The organism is Streptococcus australis, assembly GCF_003943615.1.
Taxonomy (GTDB): Bacteria; Bacillota; Bacilli; order Lactobacillales; family Streptococcaceae; genus Streptococcus; species Streptococcus australis_C.
Genome location: NZ_RJPZ01000001.1, coordinates 316,317 through 336,310 on the forward strand (window position 1 = coordinate 316,317; position 19,994 = coordinate 336,310).

Annotated in this window: 18 protein-coding genes; all 18 read right to left on the minus strand. The window is 42.2% G+C overall.

From position 1 onward, the window contains the following. Nucleotides 1-25: 25 nt before the first annotated feature. Nucleotides 26-898 (minus strand): XRE/MutR family transcriptional regulator, encoded by an 873-nt coding sequence (locus tag D8785_RS01625; protein ID WP_125374257.1) that lies wholly within the window; start codon nucleotides 896-898, stop codon nucleotides 26-28. A gap of 4 nt (nucleotides 899-902) precedes the next feature. Continuing rightward, the gene (locus D8785_RS01630) at nucleotides 903-1,256 is read right to left on the minus strand and encodes a hypothetical protein (RefSeq protein WP_125374258.1); all 354 of its coding nucleotides are present in this window, start codon (nucleotides 1,254-1,256) and stop codon (nucleotides 903-905) included. A 57-nt stretch (nucleotides 1,257-1,313) separates the two neighbouring features. Further along, the gene (locus D8785_RS01635; protein ID WP_125374259.1) at nucleotides 1,314-3,221 is read right to left on the minus strand and encodes an ABC-F family ATP-binding cassette domain-containing protein; all 1,908 of its coding nucleotides are present in this window, start codon (nucleotides 3,219-3,221) and stop codon (nucleotides 1,314-1,316) included. A gap of 82 nt (nucleotides 3,222-3,303) precedes the next feature. Further along, nucleotides 3,304-3,675 (minus strand): hypothetical protein, encoded by a 372-nt coding sequence (locus tag D8785_RS01640; protein WP_125374260.1) that lies wholly within the window; start codon nucleotides 3,673-3,675, stop codon nucleotides 3,304-3,306. A 2-nt stretch (nucleotides 3,676-3,677) separates the two neighbouring features. Next, a complete protein-coding gene (locus D8785_RS01645) occupies nucleotides 3,678-4,397 on the minus strand; it encodes a matrixin family metalloprotease (protein ID WP_125374261.1) in 720 nt (239 codons plus the stop codon). 166 nt (nucleotides 4,398-4,563) lie between these two features. Continuing rightward, nucleotides 4,564-5,376: a DNA/RNA non-specific endonuclease gene (locus D8785_RS01650; RefSeq protein ID WP_185759610.1), complete on the minus strand. Its 813-nt coding sequence runs from the start codon at nucleotides 5,374-5,376 to the stop codon at nucleotides 4,564-4,566. A 104-nt stretch (nucleotides 5,377-5,480) separates the two neighbouring features. Continuing rightward, nucleotides 5,481-5,669, minus strand: coding sequence for a DNA-directed RNA polymerase subunit beta (locus D8785_RS01655; protein ID WP_125374263.1), 189 nt, complete (start codon nucleotides 5,667-5,669; stop codon nucleotides 5,481-5,483). After that, entirely contained in the window at nucleotides 5,659-6,942 is a 1,284-nt protein-coding gene (murA, locus tag D8785_RS01660) for a UDP-N-acetylglucosamine 1-carboxyvinyltransferase (RefSeq protein ID WP_125374264.1), read from the minus strand. Before murA ends, D8785_RS01655 begins: the two co-directional genes overlap by 11 nt. 66 nt (nucleotides 6,943-7,008) lie before the next feature. After that, nucleotides 7,009-7,239 (minus strand): DUF1146 family protein, encoded by a 231-nt coding sequence (locus D8785_RS01665; protein WP_125374265.1) that lies wholly within the window; start codon nucleotides 7,237-7,239, stop codon nucleotides 7,009-7,011. Nucleotides 7,240-7,481: 242 nt separating this feature from the next. Beyond that, complete coding sequence (locus tag D8785_RS01675; RefSeq protein WP_125374266.1) at nucleotides 7,482-7,901, minus strand: F0F1 ATP synthase subunit epsilon; 420 nt, start codon at nucleotides 7,899-7,901, stop codon at nucleotides 7,482-7,484. A 13-nt stretch (nucleotides 7,902-7,914) separates the two neighbouring features. Then, entirely contained in the window at nucleotides 7,915-9,321 is a 1,407-nt protein-coding gene (gene atpD / locus D8785_RS01680; RefSeq protein ID WP_125374267.1) for a F0F1 ATP synthase subunit beta, read from the minus strand. A gap of 88 nt (nucleotides 9,322-9,409) precedes the next feature. Beyond that, a complete protein-coding gene (locus tag D8785_RS01685) occupies nucleotides 9,410-10,291 on the minus strand; it encodes a F0F1 ATP synthase subunit gamma (protein ID WP_006596944.1) in 882 nt (293 codons plus the stop codon). Nucleotides 10,292-10,306: 15 nt separating this feature from the next. After that, complete coding sequence (gene atpA / locus D8785_RS01690) at nucleotides 10,307-11,812, minus strand: F0F1 ATP synthase subunit alpha (RefSeq protein ID WP_023022746.1); 1,506 nt, start codon at nucleotides 11,810-11,812, stop codon at nucleotides 10,307-10,309. 15 nt (nucleotides 11,813-11,827) lie between these two features. Beyond that, nucleotides 11,828-12,364 (minus strand): F0F1 ATP synthase subunit delta, encoded by a 537-nt coding sequence (locus D8785_RS01695; protein WP_125374268.1) that lies wholly within the window; start codon nucleotides 12,362-12,364, stop codon nucleotides 11,828-11,830. Further along, complete coding sequence (gene atpF / locus D8785_RS01700; protein WP_125374269.1) at nucleotides 12,364-12,858, minus strand: F0F1 ATP synthase subunit B; 495 nt, start codon at nucleotides 12,856-12,858, stop codon at nucleotides 12,364-12,366. Before atpF ends, D8785_RS01695 begins: the two co-directional genes overlap by 1 nt. A 15-nt stretch (nucleotides 12,859-12,873) precedes the next feature. Further along, the gene (gene atpB, locus D8785_RS01705) at nucleotides 12,874-13,590 is read right to left on the minus strand and encodes a F0F1 ATP synthase subunit A (RefSeq protein ID WP_125374270.1); all 717 of its coding nucleotides are present in this window, start codon (nucleotides 13,588-13,590) and stop codon (nucleotides 12,874-12,876) included. A 32-nt stretch (nucleotides 13,591-13,622) separates the two neighbouring features. After that, nucleotides 13,623-13,823, minus strand: a complete 201-nt coding sequence (locus tag D8785_RS01710) for a F0F1 ATP synthase subunit C (protein ID WP_006596628.1) — start codon at nucleotides 13,821-13,823, stop codon at nucleotides 13,623-13,625. Between the two features lie 272 nt (nucleotides 13,824-14,095). Continuing rightward, nucleotides 14,096-19,873: a ZmpA/ZmpB/ZmpC family metallo-endopeptidase gene (locus tag D8785_RS01715; protein WP_125374271.1), complete on the minus strand. Its 5,778-nt coding sequence runs from the start codon at nucleotides 19,871-19,873 to the stop codon at nucleotides 14,096-14,098. Between the last annotated feature and the right edge of the window lie 121 nt (nucleotides 19,874-19,994).

The window sequence follows — 19,994 nt, forward strand, 5'->3', positions numbered from 1 at the left end:
AAAATCTCCTTTATCTCTTGCTTATTTAGGAACATTCATCTATTACAAATTTATCAAAGTGTTCTTGATAGTAAGCTACCTGCTCTGGTAGTCCCAACACATCAAAAATATTCATGGCTTCCTGCATTTGCTGACAGCCTTCTTTCTTTTGTCCCTTCTGATAGAGGGCAAATCCCTTGAGGTAATGAAAGACATTGCGTTCGTAGAGTTTAATTCCCTTGCCGATAATCTTTTCAACATAGGCTTCAAAATAACTAGCATTTTCAAAAGAACGGTGTTCTAAACAATGCTGGTAACAATTCAGAGCTAGAATCAAGACCAGTTTTCGATGGCGACCAATTTCCTTGTAGAAATCTTCACGCTCCATCACTTCTCTACCAAGCCGAGTGACATAATCCACATCATAAAAGCTATAAAGATTGCCAAAGAGGATCAACTCATACATGGTCCATTCTTCTGTCTGAAAGAGATAGTCCGCCACCTTGTCCAGATCACTCTGCTTCATCGTGTAACTGGCATCTCTCTGGCAAATCAGCCCTTGTAACAAAATCCAGTTCAATTCAAAATAAAGGGGATTGGTCGAACGTTTAGCCTTTTCAAGTTGTTCTCCTTGAAGCCTTTGAAAACCATCAATATCATTTGAATAGTAAAATGGAATAATCTGAGCCATCAAAGCAACATGCTCATGGTGTTGAAAATTTCTGGCCTTATCCATAAAATTCTCAATCGTCACATGGATATTGTCCAAAATGTCAAAGAAGCGCGAAGCAGCCAGATCCGACTCCCCCAATTCAAAACGGGATAATTGGGAAGTCGAGCAAGCTTCTCCTGCAGCTTCTTTCAATGAATATTTTTTACTGATTCGAAATTCGCGAAAAACTTTGCCTAAATCTTCCATCTGATTACCACTTAAATTCCTTTAAGTGCCTTTCTAACTCTTGCAAGTACCCTTCGTAGAATCCTTGATCTTCTTTCACGGAAACATCTAATTGTCTTAAGTAGGAAATCAGCCAATCAACCAATAGATCATACTGATGAAGAAGTAGGCGTTTCATCTGCTCTTCAACTAAAGAAATGGCCTCTGCAAATCGCTGCTCTTCTAGAACTTGCTGAAGATAGTGATTCCCGTTGATGAGTTTTCCTTCCTCATCCTCATACTGCCCCAAATCTAAATTCTGAATCTGCAGGCGCAAAGTTGTACCAATTATATCGGCTACACCTTTAATCTGCTTCATAAACCAATCATTTTCAGTCATCACAATGTTCTCCTTAGGCAAATTAGAAAACTACACTTTCTCCGCTAGATCTTCCATTTATTCCACCTGCTCCGCCAGTTCTGCCCACTCTTCCATGACCGCTTCCTGCTGGACAGTTAGTTGGTCCAGCTCGCTTTGCAGTTGAACTAAATCGTCTGCATTATTGGTGTTATGCATGGTTTCGGTGATGGCTTGGATGTTTTGATCCAGCTCTTCCATCTCCGCTTCCAATTGCTCAATGCGACGGGTGATTTTACGGAGCTCTTTTTGGTTTTGCTTTTGCAAGTGATAATCATTGCTGGTGACTTCTTCCGTTGAAGAAGCCGGCTCAGCTTCTGCTTGCGCTGCAGCAAGGGCCTCTAACTCTGCTTTTTTCTCCAGATAATAATCATAGTCTCCTAGGTAAAGAGTCGAGCCCTCTTCTGAGAGTTCTAAGACTTGGGTGGCTACCCGATTGATAAAGTAGCGGTCGTGGCTGACAAAGATAAGACTCCCGTCAAAATCAATCAAGGCATTTTCCAGTACTTCCTTGCTATCGATATCCAAGTGGTTGGTCGGCTCATCGAGAATCAAGAAATTGTTATTCTCCATGGATAGTTTAGCCAAGAGCAGACGCGCCCGCTCTCCACCCGACAGCATGCCGACGGTTTTCTTGACATCATCGCCTGAGAAAAGGAAGGCTCCCAGGCGATGGCGAATTTCCACTTCTGGTGTTAGCTTAAAGTCATTCCAGAGTTCATCCAAAACACTGTTGTGAGGGGTTAGCTTACTTTGGGTCTGGTCATAGTAGCCTACCTCGACATTGGCCCCAAAACGGGCTTCTCCTTTGATAAAAGGAATCTGTCCAACGATGGACTTGATAAGAGTCGATTTCCCGATCCCATTTGGTCCTACAATAGCGACCGCATTCATCTTGCGGATATCCAGATTGATGGGCTCTGATAGGACTTGATCGTCATAGCCGACAGCTGCCTCTTCTACTGTCAAAACGACATTGCCAGAGGTCTTATCAGAATGGAAGGTCATATGGGCAGACTTGGTCCCAGCTTCGGGCTTGTCTAGGCGCTCCATTTTTTCCAACTGCTTACGACGAGACTGGGCCCGCTTGGTGGTCGAAGCCCGCACTAAATTGCGATTAACAAAGTCTTCGAGAGCAGCGATTTCTTTTTGTTGCTTCTCGTAGTTCTTGGCTTCGGTCAGGAGTTTTTGCTCTTTTTGCTCGACAAAGCTGGAGTAATTACCGACATAGCGGTCCAAAGAATGCTTGGTCAAGTCCAGAGTAATGGTTGCTACCTTATCTAGGAAATAGCGGTCGTGACTGACAATGAGAAGGGCCCCACTATAATTGACCAAGTAATTTTCCAACCAGGCGATGGTCTCAATATCCAAGTGGTTGGTCGGCTCATCCAGTACCAAAAGATTTGGCTTTTCCAAGAGCATCTTGGCCAGAGCTAAACGGGTATTTTGCCCTCCAGACAACTCTTCAATCTTCATCTGCCACATAGATTCATCGAACTTGAAGCCGTTTAAAATGGCACGGATATCTGCCTCATAGGTAAAGCCACCAGCCTGACGGAATTCTTCCGAAAGCCGGTCATAATCCTGCATGAGTTTCTCCAAATAGGCTCCAGTTTTTTCCCCCATTTCAAGCTCCATCTGCCGTAACGTTTTCTCTGTCTTACGGAGATCATCAAAAACATGGAGCATTTCATCGTAGATGGTATTGGTCGACTCAAAGCGACTATCCTGGGCCAGATAAGAGAGGGAAAGGTCACGCTTTTTATTGATTTCCCCAGAAGTCGGCTCTTCTTCTCCCACCAAGATCTTCAAGAGCGTAGACTTGCCGGCTCCGTTCTTTCCGACCAGGGCAATCCTGTCCCGTTCATCCACTTGCAGGCTGATGTTATCAAAAAGAACCTCCCCTGCAAAAGAGCGTTCAATTTTGTTGGCTTGTAAAATAATCATAGTTTCATTGTACCTTACTTTTGACAAATTGACAATTGAAGAAAAGGCCAAACGCTAGACGCGCTTGACCTTACCTCACTTTTTAAATCGCTGGGATATTGGAAGCCATTTGACTGTACTGATAAGCTAGGAAAAGTCCGATGCCAATCACCAGCAATATCAAGCCCCATTTGATGACTCCCTTCACAAAGCGAATCACAAGCAGAATCATCATAGAGCCAATCAGCCAAGTAATGGCCGAATTAGAGAAGAAAGCTTGGACAGCTTCCTTATTGTCCCCAAAAAATTGACGGACTCCCTCAGGAGCATAGTTCTCCCAAGCCTGTTGAATGCCTAATTCATGGGAAATTGCTTGCCCTTTTTGGGATATCCATAGAAAGATTCCAGAGTTAAACACGAAGAGCGCCACTTGTTCTGGAAAGGTTCGAATAAGATACAGTATTCGTTTGATCATCCTTACTCCTTGTATAGTTGACGAACAGCCTCAATGTCCCTCGCTTGGATGCTATAAAAGGAACCAGCTGACTGCATGACGGACTCTTCTTCATTGTGGTCCAAACCAATGGCATGGCCCAGTTCATGCTCAGCTGTATTCACAATCCGTTGATGGGAATAGTTGTACTGCTTATTTAATAGGTAATAGCGATTCAAACGAACAGTCACTCGTTTAAATCGATGGGTTAAAACATTGGTCTGGGATTCTGCTTCACCTGCTGCAGAAACCGTGCTATCATCCATCTCTGTTAGGAGGATATCCGCCTCTTCTTCACTGGTGACAAGTTGGAAAGTGAAGGCCCCTGTCTGATTCCAAGACTCAAGAGCTTCCTCATAAGCAAGGGTAAAGGTCTCATCCATTGCAGGATCGAGATAAACTTTTGCAGTTGCCTGATCCCACCTTGCTCCTGTAGAGGTATGACCATCTGTTGCTAGACCTTCTTGAACAGATGGGCTCCCCTGACCTAGCATAGGACCAGTTCGATGAAAGTAAGCATCTACCTGCGTGACTACTGTTTGGGCTGCACGACTGACGCCATCTATCCCTCTACCGGTTTTGCCACTAAAGAATAGAACACCAACCACTAGGGCAAAGCTGAGGGCTAGGGTCCAAAACAAGCCCCAAACAAGACTCCAAATGGCCCGTATTAGAAAACGAATCATGGCTATAATAGTTCTCACAAGCGCCTCCTTTCCTTAGGAAGACCTCTATTTGGGTCTAGAAGGGAATAGTATACCTTAGTTTTCTTAAAATAAACTAAAGATTGAAGTCAGGAAAAGAAAAAGATCCAGTTGACTGCAAAGTCAACCGAACCCTTCTATTCATGCTTCTTCTTTTCCGTTTAGCTTAGCGATGCACTGTTACTTTTCCAGTACGATAATCCAAACTAATCCCACTCTGAACATTTGGAACAAAAACGTTAAACTCTAGACTACCATCACTAGATTTTGCTTCAATTTGACTGCCGACTGGTACCAAATCATCATCCGATGCATAGTGGAGAGTCACTCGATAACGAACCCGCTTATTATTGTCTAAGGCCTTCCGAACAAGGGTTTCATAGTAATTTTGTCCTGTCGAAAAACTATCACGCGCTTGATTCGCCCAAGCTGTTTGAACCGCTATATTTTTTGGATTGCTTGTCGAGGCATCAAAACCATCTAGCTTGCCAATTAAGGCATAGCCAAGAAGGTGGCCCCGATCAACCGCATGATCATATTCCCCAGCCAAATTGGTTACTTGGTGCCAGCCAGCTGGCGTCCAATCTATATCCGTTTGTTCTCTTTTTTGGTATTGACGAGTCGCCTTGGTCATCAAAGCATTGGCAACTGTTGGAATTTCTCGTCCTTTTACAGTCTTTGTCTTGGTATCTGCATAAGGTAGACTGGCAACATCCGCATCCAGATTGGTTTTATTCTGGTTAATGATGAAGGCTCCTGCTTCGTTCCATTGAATGTTCTTTCCTAGTTTCGTACGAACACCATCCGTCAGAACACTCTCCGCTAGTTCCTTACTCGGTGTTGCTTGTTGACTCGAAGTGACAACTGTTTGAACTTGAGAGTGACTAGCGACTGGCTGGGGTTGACNAAAATAATACCCGCCGATCGAGAGAGCTGCAGCCACCACCAAGCCTAGTAAGGTTTGTCCCGATTTTTTCATTTTAAGTGGTTTTTGTTGATTATTTGCCACAATGGGTTCCTCTATTTCTACTGAATGGGAAAGAGCCTGGGATCAAGATCTCAAGCTCCTCTTTTGATAAATAGTTACTTACCTGTAAATTTCTGAAAGATTTCCTTCCATGTATCTGGCGAGAGAATAGACCAAGGATCCTTCCCATTACCAATGACACCATATCCAATGACCAAGCCAAGAGCGAAGACAATCGCTAAAATAGTAAGAACCAATAGGACGATTCCCAACTGTTTTCCAATTGCTTTTAATTTAGTTTTCATCATCATCTTCCTTCACACGACGTACATCTGCTCCAAGAGCCACCAATTTCTCATGGAATTTAAAATATCCACGGTCAAGGTGTGTTAATTTGCTAACTTTGGTTTCTCCTTCAGCTACAAGTCCCATTAAAATCAAGGTCGCACTAGCACGCAAGTCAGTCGACATCACTTCAGCCCCTTGTAAGCTAGCTCCACCTTGGATGCGGGCTGTATCTCTCATAATGTCTGAGTGTAAGCCCATCCGACGCATCTCTTCCAAGTGTTGGAAACGATTTTCAAAGACTGTTTCAATCATAGTCGATTCACCAGAGGCCATGGCCATCAAAGCAGTAAATTGGGCTTGCATATCTGTAGGAAAGCCTGGATAAGGCAAGGTTTTTACAGTCACTGGCTTCAACTTCGAGACATCTGAGCGAATGCGAATACCATTTTCTTCTTCCGTTACCTCAACACCCATTTCTTGCATCTTAGAAAGAAGAGGGCGGTTGTGTTCCCAAATAGCATCCTCAATTAAAACGTCACCACCTGTCATGGCTGCACCAACCATGAAGGTACCTGCCTCAATTCGGTCTTGAACAACATTATGAACTGCTCCATGCAGGCGATCCACCCCAACAATCGTCAAGGTTTCTGTTCCAGCTCCACGCACCTTAGCACCCATCTTATTCAAAAGAGAGGCCAAATCCACAATCTCAGGTTCGCGGGCTGCATTTTCAATAACAGTAGTTCCATCTGCCAAAGTTGCTGCCATCATGATATTTTGGGTGGCACCTACAGATGGGAAATCCATATAAATATGGGCCCCATGAAGACAATCTGCTTTTGCCTCAATATAGCCCGCAGTTTGAGTGATCTTCGCTCCCATGGCTTCCAATCCCTTCAAGTGCAAATCAATTGGACGACTACCAATGGTACATCCACCCGGCATGGAAACTTTAGCATGACCATTCCGAGCCAAGACAGGACCTAAAACAACGATCGAAGCCCGCATCTTGCTGACATATTTGTAAGGCGCTTCTTCTGTTAATGGTTGAGTTGCATCAACGACGACTGTATTAGTCTCTTCATCAAATGTCACTTGAGTGTTCAAGCCACGAACGACATTATTCATGGTAAAGACATCAGATAAAACAGGAACATTGGTCAAAGTCGATGTTCCTTCACTGGCCAAAACAGTTGCTGCTAAAAGGGGAAGGACGGCATTCTTTGCTCCTTCAATCTTCACAGTTCCAACTAGGCGATTTTGACCACCGTTTACAATAATTTTATCCATACTCGTTATTACTCCATTTCATTCAGTCACGATTACTATCATACCATAAATTCATCAAAAAAGAAGCTAAAAGTTCCCGTTAAACAACTGCCGACTAAATTCATAAATACTGATAAAGAAGCTACTGGTCAAATACCCTAAACTAATGCTGATCAATAGAATTAGAAGACGAATTTTCACGGCTGTATCAGCACTTACCTTTAAAAAACGCTCCCACTGAACCACCGTTGAAAGAAGGTGATAGGCAAAAGAAATAAATAATAGGTGACTGCAAAAAGTAAAAATCAATTGAATCATACCCCTATTATACCATAAGAAAAAGTTTCCCTTCATATTCTTTAGATTCAAAAAAAAAGAGAGTGGGACAGAAATCGGTCATTCGTTAGAATTCGATTTCGTCGTCCCACCTCCGTACAGTTGAGTATGGCTGTAAAAGCTGATGAAATCAGCGTAGTAGAGCCCACTCAACCACTGTGTCTTGCGCGACAATCCAAAGACAATTGAGAGGCTAGGACTTTTGTCCCAGCCTCTTTAACTTTTTATAATCGATTTCCGACATTAATCCGGTTAATAGCGCGTTGAAGGGCAATTTTTGCACGACGCTCCATATCAACAGAATGTTGATCTTTGGCTTCTTCAAGGGCCTTTTCCGCACGCAATTTTGCACGCTCAGCCCGGCTAATATCAATGTCTCGGGCGCGTTCAGCTGAATCCGCTACAATGGTAATGACATTATCCGCTACTTCGATAATCCCACCATTGACTGCAATCCAATCAATATGTTTGTCATCGTCGACACGACGAACCTTGACTTGGTCTACAGCCAAAACCGCAATGGTATTGATATGATGAGGTAAAATCCCTAATTCACCATCAATTGTCTTGACAGATACAAATGCGGCATGATGATCATAAACCAGTCCATCCGGTGTAACGATTTGGACGTTCATTTGATTCATCTTTCACCTCTTCTTAGAATCCCATTTTTTCAGCTTTGGCGATCACATCTTCGATCGATCCAACACCACGGAAAGCATCCTCTGGCAAGTGGTCATATTTCCCATCCAAAATTTCCTTAAAGCCACGAACAGTTTCTGCAACTGGTACATAAGAACCTGGTTGACCAGTAAATTGTTCCGCCACGTTAAAGTTTTGAGACAAGAAGAATTGGATACGACGGGCACGAGCCACCAAGGTCTTTTCATCATCAGACAATTCATCCATCCCCAAGATAGCAATGATATCTTGCAATTCATGGTAACGTTGAAGGACGCGTTTGACCTCAGAAGCCACTGCATAGTGCTCTTCTCCAACGATATCTGGGGAAAGGGCACGCGAGCTTGATGCCAATGGGTCCACGGCAGGGTAAATCCCTAATTGAACCAATTTACGCTCCAAGTTGGTCGTAGAGTCCAAATGGGCGAAGGCTGTTGCTGGTGCAGGGTCTGTATAGTCATCGGCTGGAACGTAGATGGCCTGGATTGATGTAACAGAACCTTTCTTGGTTGAGGTAATCCGTTCTTGCAATTGACCCATTTCAGTTGCCAAGGTCGGTTGGTAACCAACGGCAGAAGGCATCCGTCCCAAAAGGGCTGATACTTCTGATCCGGCTTGGGTGAAACGGAAGATATTATCGATAAACAAGAGAACGTCTTGACCTTCCACATCACGGAAGTATTCCGCAATGGTCAAACCAGTCAAGGCTACACGCATCCGTGCTCCTGGTGGTTCGTTCATTTGTCCAAAGACCATGGCTGTTTTTTCGATAACGCCAGATTCCTTCATTTCCCAGTACAGGTCATTCCCTTCACGGGTCCGTTCACCAACCCCGGTAAAGACGGAGATCCCACCGTGCTCTTGGGCAATGTTGTGGATCAATTCTTGAATTAAGACGGTCTTCCCAACTCCGGCACCACCGAAGAGGCCAACCTTCCCACCTTTCAAGTAAGGGGCCAAGAGGTCAATGACCTTGATCCCTGTTTCAAGAATTTCTTCTGAAGTAGAAAGCTCATCAAAGGATGGAGCTTTTTTATGAATGGATTCACGAGGAGCATCTTCTGGAAATGCTTCTTCCAAGTCAATGGTATCTCCCAAGACGTTGAAAACACGTCCAAGAGTTTCTTTTCCGACAGGCACAGAGATTGGACGACCAGTGTCCAATACTTCCATCCCACGAGTCAAACCATCTGTTGATTCCATGGCAATGGTGCGAACGACACCATCCCCAAGTTCAAGAGCTACTTCAAGAACGACTTTTGATTTTTGTTGGTCATTTTTATAGACTACAAGCGCATTATTAATCTCAGGGAGTTTATCGCCCGCAGCAAAAGCTACGTCAACGACAGGACCTACAACCTGAGAAATTTTGCCTAAACTCATGTCATTCTCCTATTCTATTAAGTTTCTAAGCTTGGTCATACATATAAGCAAGCTTATTTTTGTATTGTTAAAATGTGCATCGAATCAACTACTCAAGCGCACTCGCTCCTGCAACAATTTCCGTAATTTCTTGCGTAATGGTTGCCTGACGAGCTCGGTTGTATTGAATGGTCAATTCATCAATTACCTTCTTGGCATTGTCTGTTGCTGTTTGCATGGCCATCATACCGGCAGCATTTTCAGCTGTTTTGGCATCAATGATGGCTCCATAAATCATACTTTCAGCAAACTGTGGAAGCAATTGATCCAAAATCGCATCTCGGTCTGATTCCAACTCCAGATTCAAAATATAATCTTCATCTGCTTCGTTGGGGTCCAAGTCAATGATCGGAAGCATTTGCTCAACCCGCAATTGACTGGTCAAACTATTGACGTGGTGGTTATAACAGACATACAATTCATCAAACAATTCATTTTGATACATTTGGACTGTCTTGTTAATGATCTTCCGCACTTCATCAAAGCTTGGTTGATCAGCTAGGCCACGTAGTTCATAAACCGGTTGGATGCCTCTTGCTCTAAAGAAATCTGCCCCAATACTTCCAATACAGATGACTTCGAAATCCTCACCCGTTGGATGGTATTCTTCCTTCAATTCCATGACAGACTTGAGTATAGAGGCATTGTAGCCCCCAACTAGTCCACGGTCAGAAGTGATGACAATATAAGCAGACTTTTTGACAGGACGACTCTTTAAAAATGGATGGTACTTAGCATTCTCAGCCTCATGTCCATGTAAGAGGTCGGTCAATAGCTTACGAACCTTAGATGCGTAAATTTGGAAGTCCTTGGCAGCTTGCTCAGACTTCCCAAGTTTGGCAGCAGATACCATCTGCATAGCATTTGTAATTTGACTGGTATTCTTTGTCGATGCAATTTTATTTTTGATATCATTTAAAGAAACTGCCATCTGCCACTCCTATTTCTATTTGAAACTTGATTGGTTGACAAAGTCAGTAATCACTGCATCCATTGTTTCTTCACTTGGAAGATCTTTGGTCGTCCGAATGGTTTCAAAGATTTCTGGATGATGCACTTCTACAAAGGCAAACAATTCCTCTTCAAAGCGAAGGATATCATCAACAGGTACACTATCCAAGAATCCATGTGTCAAAGCATACAAGATGACTACCTGTTTTTCGACAGTTAATGGTTCATGGACTGGTTGCTTCAAGACTTCTACTGTCCGGCGACCACGGTTCAACTTAGCTTGAGTAGCGGCATCCAAGTCACTACCAAACTTGGTGAAGGCTTCCAACTCACGGTAAGAAGCTAGGTCAATACGGAGAGTCCCCGCAACCTTCTTCATAGCCTTGATTTGGGCAGATCCACCAACCCGTGACACAGATGATCCTGCGTCAATGGCTGGACGAATTCCTGAGTTAAAGAGGCTATCTTGCAAGAAGATTTGGCCATCTGTGATCGAAATTACGTTAGTCGCGATATAAGCAGAAATATCCCCTGCTTGTGTCTCAATGATTGGAAGCGCAGTAATGGATCCACCACCCAATTCATCCGATACTTTCGCAGAACGTTCCAATAAACGGCTGTGAAGGTAGAAAACATCCCCTGGGAAGGCTTCCCGTCCTGGCGGACGACGAAGAAGAAGAGACAATTCACGGTAGGCAACGGCTTGTTTAGACAAATCATCATAGACGATTAAAACGTGTTTGCCATTGTACATGAACTCTTCGGCCATAGCAACCCCTGCATAAGGTGCAAGGAACAAGAGTGGAGATGGTTGTGAGGCTGATGCCGTCACCACAATGGTGTAATCCATGGCTCCATACTTACGAAGTGTTTCTACTTGTGTCCGAACCGTTGATTCTTTTTGTCCAATTGCTACATAGATACAGATCATATCTTGATCCTTTTGGTTCAAGATAGTATCGATGGCAATTGAGGTTTTTCCTGTTTGACGGTCTCCGATGATCAATTCCCGTTGGCCTCGTCCAATCGGAACGAGGGCATCAATGGCTTTCAAACCTGTTTGAAGAGGCTCTGATACAGATTTCCGTTGCATAACACCAGGAGCTGGTGTTTCAACTGGACGGAAGGTATCAGTTACGATTTCTCCCAAGCCATCCACTGGCTGACCAAGAGGATTGACAACCCGACCAATCAAGGCGTCCCCAGCAGGGACTTCCATGATTTTACCAGTCCGACGAATCGAGTCTCCTTCACGAATGTCTGTGAAGTCTCCAAGGATGATAATCCCGACATCTGTCGTTTCCAAGTTTTGCGCCATTCCGTATGAGCCGTTTTCAAAGATCAACAACTCCCCACTCATTGCATTTTCAAGGCCATGAGCACGCGCAATCCCGTCACCAATATAGGTAACGACTCCGGTCTCTGTGACGTCAAAATTTGGCTGGAAATTTTCAATTTGTTGCTTAATTAAAGCGCTGATTTCTTGTGCGTTAATCGCCAAAATTCACACCACTTTCTATTTCAAATTTGCTTTTATGACTTGCAATTGACGTTTGAGACTGGTATCAAGCGTCTTGTGATTTGCTGAAACCACAAAACCACCAATCAAATTCGGATCCAGTTCTTCTTTCAGAGAACGAACTTGGATACCAAATTTCTTTTCAATAATAGGGATCAACTTTTCTTTTTGAGCCTGATCCAGTCCGGCAACCGAAGAAACGGTTACTTCGAAACAGTTGCTCAGCTGTTGAATTTGATCCATACTAACTCTGACAATGTCATAAAATAAGGCTTCACGATGATTGAGAATAACCACTTCAATCAAATGGTCTAGTAACGCTGAATCCGAGTTTTGAAAGAGTCGAAGACTCTTCGCTTTCTCTTCATCCTCTACACCGATATGAGCTAAAAATGCAGCAAGGCCTGTTTCTTCAAAAACAGCCTTAATTTGACTTAATTTTTCATAAACGTCATCTTGCTGATTCTTTTCAAATACCAATTGAACAAAAGGCTGGGAATATTTCTCAATTACCATTAATTGCTTTTTGTCCATTAGGCATCTCCTAATTCATTTAGGTAGCGATCAATCAGTTGGCGATGGCCTTCAGTGTCCAACTGTTGGCTTAGCAATTTACCTGCCAAGTTGACAGTTAGGTCTGCGACATCCCCCTTGATACTGTTCATCGCTTCTTCTTTATTTTGCGAAATTTCTAATTGCGCTTTTTCTTTCAAGCGAAGGGCTTCTTGGTTAGCTTCACTGAGAATATGAGCCTTATTTTTTTCGGCTGTTTCCTTAGCCGTTTCAAGAATTGTTGTTGCTTCTTGACGACTACCTGCCAACTCCGCTTCGCGTTTTGCAGCTAGTTCCTCAGCCTTTTTACGGGCTGCCTCTGCTTCGTCAATATCGTTGGTAATTTTTTCAGCACGCGCATCCAAAATACTAGTAATATTACCCCAAGCATATTTCTTTACTAAAAAGATTAATAAGAGGAAGGAACCAGCGATCAGTATAAAGTCACCAATAATGGTACCAATTGTTAAATCCATCTTCTACTCCTCTACTTACTCTTCCTCACCGTTTATTTTTTTACCTATGTACATGGATGACAACATGGTAAATACATAGGCTTGGATACATGAAATGAAAATTGAAAAGGCTGTCCATAACATGCTTCCAATAAAGGCTGCTGGATACCAATAAAAGGCTTGTTGAGACAAGGCTAAGAGCAAGCCTGCCAATACTTCACCGGCAAAAATATTCCCGTAGATCCGAATTGCTAAGGAAGCAAAATTGGTCACCTCTTCTAGGAGGTTCATCGGGGTCATAAAACCAGGAGTCGCAAAGGCCTTCAAGTATTCCTTAAAGCCTCGACGACGCACTCCTTCCACATGAGCGATCAAGGTGATCATAAAGGAGAGAGATAAGTCGTAGCCGAGGTTAGCCGTTGGGGAAGTCCACAAGTTATAACCGTTTGTTGTTTGGATTTTTGCCATTAAGCCAATATTATTGGCCACCAAGATAAAGAGAAAGAGAGAAAACAAGAACAAAGAATAATCCTTCATATAATGCTCTCCAATGTTCCCCTTGGTAAAACTAATGACAAAGTCGTAAATCATCTCCAGAGCATTTTGTTTGCCCTTAGGACGGAGGGTCATTTTGCGACTTGCCCAATAGACAAAGGCAAAGACCATCAAAACAGTTACAAGAGACATGGCAAGTAGGGTCAAATCAAAGGATACTGGTCCAATATTTAGGGTTGGATTCACACTTTCTTCCAAGGTTTGACACCTCCTTTCCTAAATAGAGAAGTCTATTTAATAACGAAGGCCATAGCCAAGGTTACGAAGAAGGTACCTTCTACAAAGGCAATCCCAAGGATTAAAAGGCTACGTAATTGACCGATAATTTCTGGCTGACGAGAAGCAGCTTTGAAAAGATTACTCATAATCAATCCTTCAGCAATGGACACGCCGAAGCAGGCAAAACAGAGACCTAAAAATGTTAAATTCATGATGAATTCTCCTTAAATAAATTTTACTCCCTTAGTTTACTCCTAAAAGATATAATAGTCAAATGTTTGCCTAGAAAGAAAACGTTTTATAGCAATTCTGTCAATACTTTCAAAATTCCTCTTATCACTAGCTTTCAAAAGATTCTAATCATTTTTAGACACTTTGTCTATTTTTTGTTTTCAATAANAATTTATACTATTTTTATCAGCAGGAGACCCATTTTTATAAAAAATAGAAAAACTCACCTGCTAAGCAGATGAGCATTTTCTCCCTATTTAAAAATAGAGGTTTTGAAACTGTCCGTTTCTTGCAGCAATTTCTTAAAGACTTTCTCTTTCAGTGAAAGAGTATTGTCGAATTTGACAGAACCGTTACTTAGGGTTGCTTTATCTTTATCAACTGCTTCAGCAAATGCACGTTTCAAGTCTTCATAGCTATTGTAGGTTTTACCATCGATGTCAATAGATTTAATTCCTTTTTTGGCACTTGTCACAACTTCATTGAAGTAAGCTTTCTTCCATTCTTCAAGATTATTGAATTTTCCTTCAGAAATCTTGTTAATGATGAAGTCATCACCTAGAGTATCTTTACCAGCTTTTTTAGATTCAGCTTTTAGCATGTTAGAAGCATAGTTTAGGAAGCCTTTTTCGTAGCCATAGTAACCCCAGATTCTGAAGGTATTGTGTTTGAAGGACATAGCTCCAGGAGCACCTTCACTTGTATTACCACCATAGATACCAGTCATCATTGGAACATTCACATAAGCAGAATCAAAGTCAGTAGGATTATAAACTCTGTTACCTGGACCACGGTTGGTCATGAAGTTGTTCGTAATTAAGTCATCTACTGTGCGTAAAGGAATAGCTTTTTCCTCATCACTTAAAGGTCGAACCTTGTCGAATTGGTTCTTGGTGTTATTTCCTCGGTATTGCTTATCAACCTTCTTGAACCAAGCATTGTTTAAATCTTGATTTGCTTTATCGAGGACAGCCTCTCCTTCAAGATAATCCAGAAGCATAAGAGTGTCGTTGTAGCCCTTCATGTAACGATCAATTTCGTCACGTGATTTAAGATCATTTGGATTTGTGTTGTACCATTGATTGCCATCATTTGGACGTTCATAAGCCATGTTTAGACCTAGGGCTTTGTATTCACCATTTGGATTGGATACGGATGGCGTTTGTAACATTCCTTGAGCAAATGCTTCCAAATCAGTACCTTCACGGTGTCTTGAACCACCCAAGTAGACCATACGGTCATTGACGTGAGTCGTTTCGTGAGTGAAAGCAGATACCCCAAAATCACTGATCATATCCGTCACCATAAAGAAGACAGAATCATCTTTATATGGATTCTGATAAACGCGAGCCACAGCTCCCATACGCCAGTCAGTCGCATGATAACGGCCTGTAGGTCCGTATAATTCACGAATAGGAGCAACATCTTTACCACTATTAGTGTGACCGTATTTATCAGTACTAATATCTTTATAGTTTTGGTTATCTAAAACAGGTGTTGGAACCATGTTGTTGCTCTTCAAAAGTTGATTACGAACTTTATCGATTGATAGACGTGACCAGAAGTCTAGATAATTCTGTTGACCTTTTGCAACCTTATCGATTTCAGCTTTAAAGACATTACGTTCTGCTTCAGTATACTTACCATATTTTTCAAATGAACTATAAGCCATTGTATTGTAAGTTGAAATCAAGAACATATGTGCATCTTTCAAATTCAAGAGTGGCAAGATCATCTTACCATGCACATCGTTATTTAAACCTTCGTAAGCTCTGTGTTTCTTATCGGCAAACTCAGGAGTTGTTGTTGCTGGTTCAACGATATAGACATTGTCTTTGGTTGCTTTGATAAACCAATCGTTCAAGTTTGTATCATTTGTGAATAGACGCATATTATAGTCTAAGAAACTATTTAACTCGCTGATACCGATAACTCCACCGATAGCTTCGCGATAGGCTTCTAAAGTTCTATCACCTTTAATGTTACTTTCTTTAGAACCAATCTGAATCAAGAAGTCTAACACACTTACATTTTTACCATAGAAATCTGGTTTGAACAACATAAGTTGCTTGATATTAAAGTTATCAAACTTCACTCCGTAATAACGGTTAAGATAAGATAGACCAAGAAGAACCGCTGCCTTGTTGTCATCAATTTTCTTGATCAAAGCACGTTTAGCAGCTTCATCTGTGTTTAATTGATGATCTTCATTTTCAAGCAACTGTTTCACAAATTTAGCTAGATTATCCTTAACTTCTTTGAAGCTTTCTTCTAGGTAAAGATCTTTTATAGCGTTAACTTTATTTGGTCCTGTTCTACCAAGTTTTTGGTAAATTGGATCTGATTGTAGCTCAACTGGGCTTAATTTTTCAACTATAGCATTGATAAGATCACTACGGTCTTTGTCAACGATATTAGGCGTATAAACAACTTCTCCGAGTTCAGCAATGCTGTACTCTTTCACTTGTTTGACCTTAGATTCTTTCAGCGAAATAGTAAAGATGTCTTTTGTCTTATCCGAGTAATGGATCAGAATGTGGTCGGCATCAGCCAATTCTGTTACAAAATCATTGCCCTTCATGGCCGTCACAGACAAGACCTCCTTGGTCAAGAGAGGACTGCCCGCAGCCAATTTGTTTCCTTGGTCGACAATCCACTCTTTGTTATAGAAAGGCTGTAATTTTGCTATATTGCGGTAAGCAAGTTCGCGAGCGGCGTCGTAGCCATCAATTGCCTTATATTGATCCTCTTTGTTAACAAGGTTATTGAGCTTGTCTTCAATCGGTTTGTCGCTGGTGAATGTATTAGCAGTAATCCCCATTGCTTCAATTTTCTTCTCAGCTTCTGCAAGGGAGATACTTGGAATTTTACGTGAATTGTTAAAGGATTTTTTACCTTCACTCACGTCCTCTACACTATAATTACGTTTGGTTCTTGAATAGGTGAAGTAATCATCTGCATCAATATCTGAGTGACCAAACACCATCTCACCTGTTTTGACTTTCATCATGGTGATGTTGTCTTCAATAGCACCTAAGGCCCAGTTGGTACCTAGCAATCCACCAGACTGAATAGCTTCTTTCAGTTCGATCGACCCTTTAGCAACTGAATTTCTGAGGACCCCTTCTTTACCGACCGTGTAGTTATTAGCACCATTTTGAGATGAATAGACTAGTCCTGCAGCTTTTGCTTTATTACCAGTAATTTCAGCATCAACGTATGCTTTCTCAACAACACCCTTCCAGTTTTCACCAAGAATACCAGCTAAATATCCTCCTTTATTGCCGGCAGCGTGAAGTTTTCCGATAAAGGCAACATTACTTACCTTCCCACTGCCATCAATTTTATTGATAATACCAGCTACATCATTGCCCCCAACAACATTACCTGTTACTTTAACATTTTCGACAGTCGCATTATTCTTGATAACATTTGCAATTGGTGCTACTCGATCTGTTCCAGGCAGGTCAATCACGACGTTTTCAAGCAAGATATTCTTAACCGAACCACCTTCGATGTTCCCAAATAATGGTCTCGTAATGTTATGGATAGCAAATTTATTACCTTCTGTACTTTCCAAAATCCCCTTGAAGGCATTGGTCACATAGGATTTTCCTGCTGCCGGCACATTCGCCGCATTCATATTGCTACCAAGCTTAAAGGTACCAGTCGGATTGGCTTGCATGGCTTTTACAAGTTCATTGAAATCATAGTAGACGTCTCCTTCATGAGCTTTTGGCTTCGCAATGTAATGGACATAGTCCTCACTGAACTGCTTATCTGCTGTTCGTTGGATAAGATCAGGTGCTTTAGCAGTCACCTTGTATAATGCTTTTCCGCCAATTGTGACTTCTTCAATTTTATCAACGGCCAGTTTTGTGACCTTATTATCATGAGTGGTAACTTTTAAGTAATAAGGTTTCACATCGGACGGTGTTTCTGACAAGAGGCTACGATCGCTCTCAAGGCCTTGGTCATCCACTCTAATCAGACTGGTTTCCTTGATGTTTTTGACTTCAACTTTTTTAAGGTCAATTCTGACTGGTTCTTCCTTGAGAACCTCTTCTTCATCCCCATTTCCACGGTCATAGACCATGGTCGTTGCAAGCGTATAATCCTTGTAGTAGTCTAAGTCTGCTAAGGCCGCTGCTAAATCAGACTCTGAAAGGGCAAAAGTTTTCACAACTTGACCACCCTTCTTCAATACAGCCTGGATGGACTTGATGGTCACACCCTCTGGTTTGTCTAACTGATAGATAGCTGTGGCACTACGCTTCAATTCTTCCTTATCAACCTGGGTCAAGGTCAAGGTTGGCTTGTCTAGTTCTTTGGTCCCTTTTTTAATGATCTGATCTTGGGCTTGTTCAACTACTTCTTCCGAAACCGTTGGAGCATCCGTAGTTTTTACACCTTTAATGGTCTTATAGACTTTGGTGATTTTCTTCTTCCCATTTTTTCCTGCTTGAGAAACTGTTTCGCTTCCTTTTAGCAGGGTGGCGTCTTGTTCGGTTACCGTCTTAAATGGAATTTCCTCAAAAGCAACTTCCTCTGTTTGCCCTTCAATCGCCTTGGTCCCACGACTAATTTTTTCTGTCACAGGAGCTTTTACCGTTTCAGTTGTTGTGCTGAGAGGCTCTCCAACTTTCTCGCCATTGACCGTTTTATAGACACGACGAATTTCCTGGCTACCAGCCTCTCCTTTTTGAAGGACACTTTCTTCATCAGTATAGCGATTTGCATCTGATACATATTCGGTTTCATACGGAAGGACCACTGTTTCTGTTTCTGTAACCGTTCCTTCCGTTATTTGGTAAGTTGGATTCTCAGGCTGAATCGGAGCTTCGCCCACATGACCTTCTTCCTGGGTTCCCTTGGCTTCTACTACACCGGTATAGGTGGGAGCTTCTAGCTGTACAGGAGCTTCACCTACATGACCATCTTCTTGCGTTCCTTTAGCTTCAATGACACCAGTATAGGCTTGGTTCTCTGGTTGTACAGGAGCTTCACCTACATGACCTTCTTCCTGGGTTCCTTTAGCAGTTACAACTGGAGCAGGTTGAGGACTTGGTTGAATCTCCTCCTTTGTTCCAATAGCAACAATTTGTGGAACTGCTTCTTTTGTTGCAGTTCTTTCAAGTACTTTGCGAACTTCCTGACCATTTACCGTACTCACTTCTGTTAAAACAGTTTGTTCCCCATTTTTCCCAGCTCTTAGGACTGTCGTTTGACCTTTTGCCAAAGTAGGATCTGCTTGTTCTACAGTTTCAAATGGAATAATTTCTGTTGATACTTCAACTCTTGGCTTTTCCACTAGAGGGAAAGTAGGACCTTCTGTTGGTGTAACCTGAGATAGAGTCTCCTCTTTCGTTGAAGGTTGATGGAGACCAGAGATCGCCGGCTTTTCTTCGCCTTTCACGACAGGCGCTTGCCCATCTAATTTAGGAGTAGCTGAATATCGAAGATAGCCGACATAGTCATAACCTTCAATCGGAATAACACCATTGGCTAATTCTTTATCGCTTGCAATGGAAAGAGTATGATTGTAGCTTCGTAATTCAATATTTTGCAAGGCCGCGACATCGATTGACAAGAGCAGACTTTGCCCCATGGAACCAATTAATAAAAGTCCCATTACTTTTTTACGATGTTTCTTGGACAGCAAAAGAACTGCAAAGGAGGCAGTTGCAATACTAAGGCCTGCAATCGCCAATTCTGTCGTGCCTGTTTGTGGCAGTATACCTTGGCTAGCTGTTTTCTTCCTATACACCAGATAAAAGGTATCTTCATTTTGATACTCTTCAGGAATAGCATGAATCACCTGGGCTTGTTCTTCGGGTGTTAACTCATTTTCCGTAACATAGCCTAAATGAACTGTCGCTTCTCGAGTCAGTTGATCTGCTTGTACGGATGGTGCTCCTAATAAGCTAGTTGCAAAGAAAAAGGCTCCAATAGCAACCGGTCCTACTCCGACAGATAATTTTCGAATCGAATACTTCGTAATCTTTTCAACAGCTTTTCTTGTTTGTTTCATCCTATAACTTCCTACATAGTAATATTAGCAAATCATAAGAAGTCTAGTTTTGTATTGTAGATGACAAACACTTCCCCTAAAACCGCTTCCCGTGATTATTACCTTTATCTATCTTATCTTT

Coding starts and splice junctions, on each gene's coding strand:
- atpD (WP_125374267.1), bottom strand. CDS start 9,321: ATGAGTTTAGGCAAAATTTCTCAGGTTGTAGGTCCTGTCGTTGACGTA.
- D8785_RS01710 (WP_006596628.1), bottom strand. CDS start 13,823: ATGAATTTAACATTTTTAGGTCTCTGTTTTGCCTGCTTCGGCGTGTCC.
- atpF (WP_125374269.1), bottom strand. CDS start 12,858: ATGGATTTAACAATTGGTACCATTATTGGTGACTTTATACTGATCGCT.
- D8785_RS01655 (WP_125374263.1), bottom strand. CDS start 5,669: ATGAAAACTAAATTAAAAGCAATTGGAAAACAGTTGGGAATCGTCCTA.
- D8785_RS01695 (WP_125374268.1), bottom strand. CDS start 12,364: ATGGACAAAAAGCAATTAATGGTAATTGAGAAATATTCCCAGCCTTTT.
- D8785_RS01640 (WP_125374260.1), bottom strand. CDS start 3,675: ATGATCAAACGAATACTGTATCTTATTCGAACCTTTCCAGAACAAGTG.
- D8785_RS01625 (WP_125374257.1), bottom strand. CDS start 898: ATGGAAGATTTAGGCAAAGTTTTTCGCGAATTTCGAATCAGTAAAAAA.
- D8785_RS01685 (WP_006596944.1), bottom strand. CDS start 10,291: ATGGCAGTTTCTTTAAATGATATCAAAAATAAAATTGCATCGACAAAG.
- D8785_RS01675 (WP_125374266.1), bottom strand. CDS start 7,901: ATGAATCAAATGAACGTCCAAATCGTTACACCGGATGGACTGGTTTAT.
- D8785_RS01635 (WP_125374259.1), bottom strand. CDS start 3,221: ATGATTATTTTACAAGCCAACAAAATTGAACGCTCTTTTGCAGGGGAG.
- murA (WP_125374264.1), bottom strand. CDS start 6,942: ATGGATAAAATTATTGTAAACGGTGGTCAAAATCGCCTAGTTGGAACT.
- D8785_RS01630 (WP_125374258.1), bottom strand. CDS start 1,256: ATGACTGAAAATGATTGGTTTATGAAGCAGATTAAAGGTGTAGCCGAT.
- D8785_RS01665 (WP_125374265.1), bottom strand. CDS start 7,239: ATGATTCAATTGATTTTTACTTTTTGCAGTCACCTATTATTTATTTCT.
- D8785_RS01715 (WP_125374271.1), bottom strand. CDS start 19,873: ATGAAACAAACAAGAAAAGCTGTTGAAAAGATTACGAAGTATTCGATT.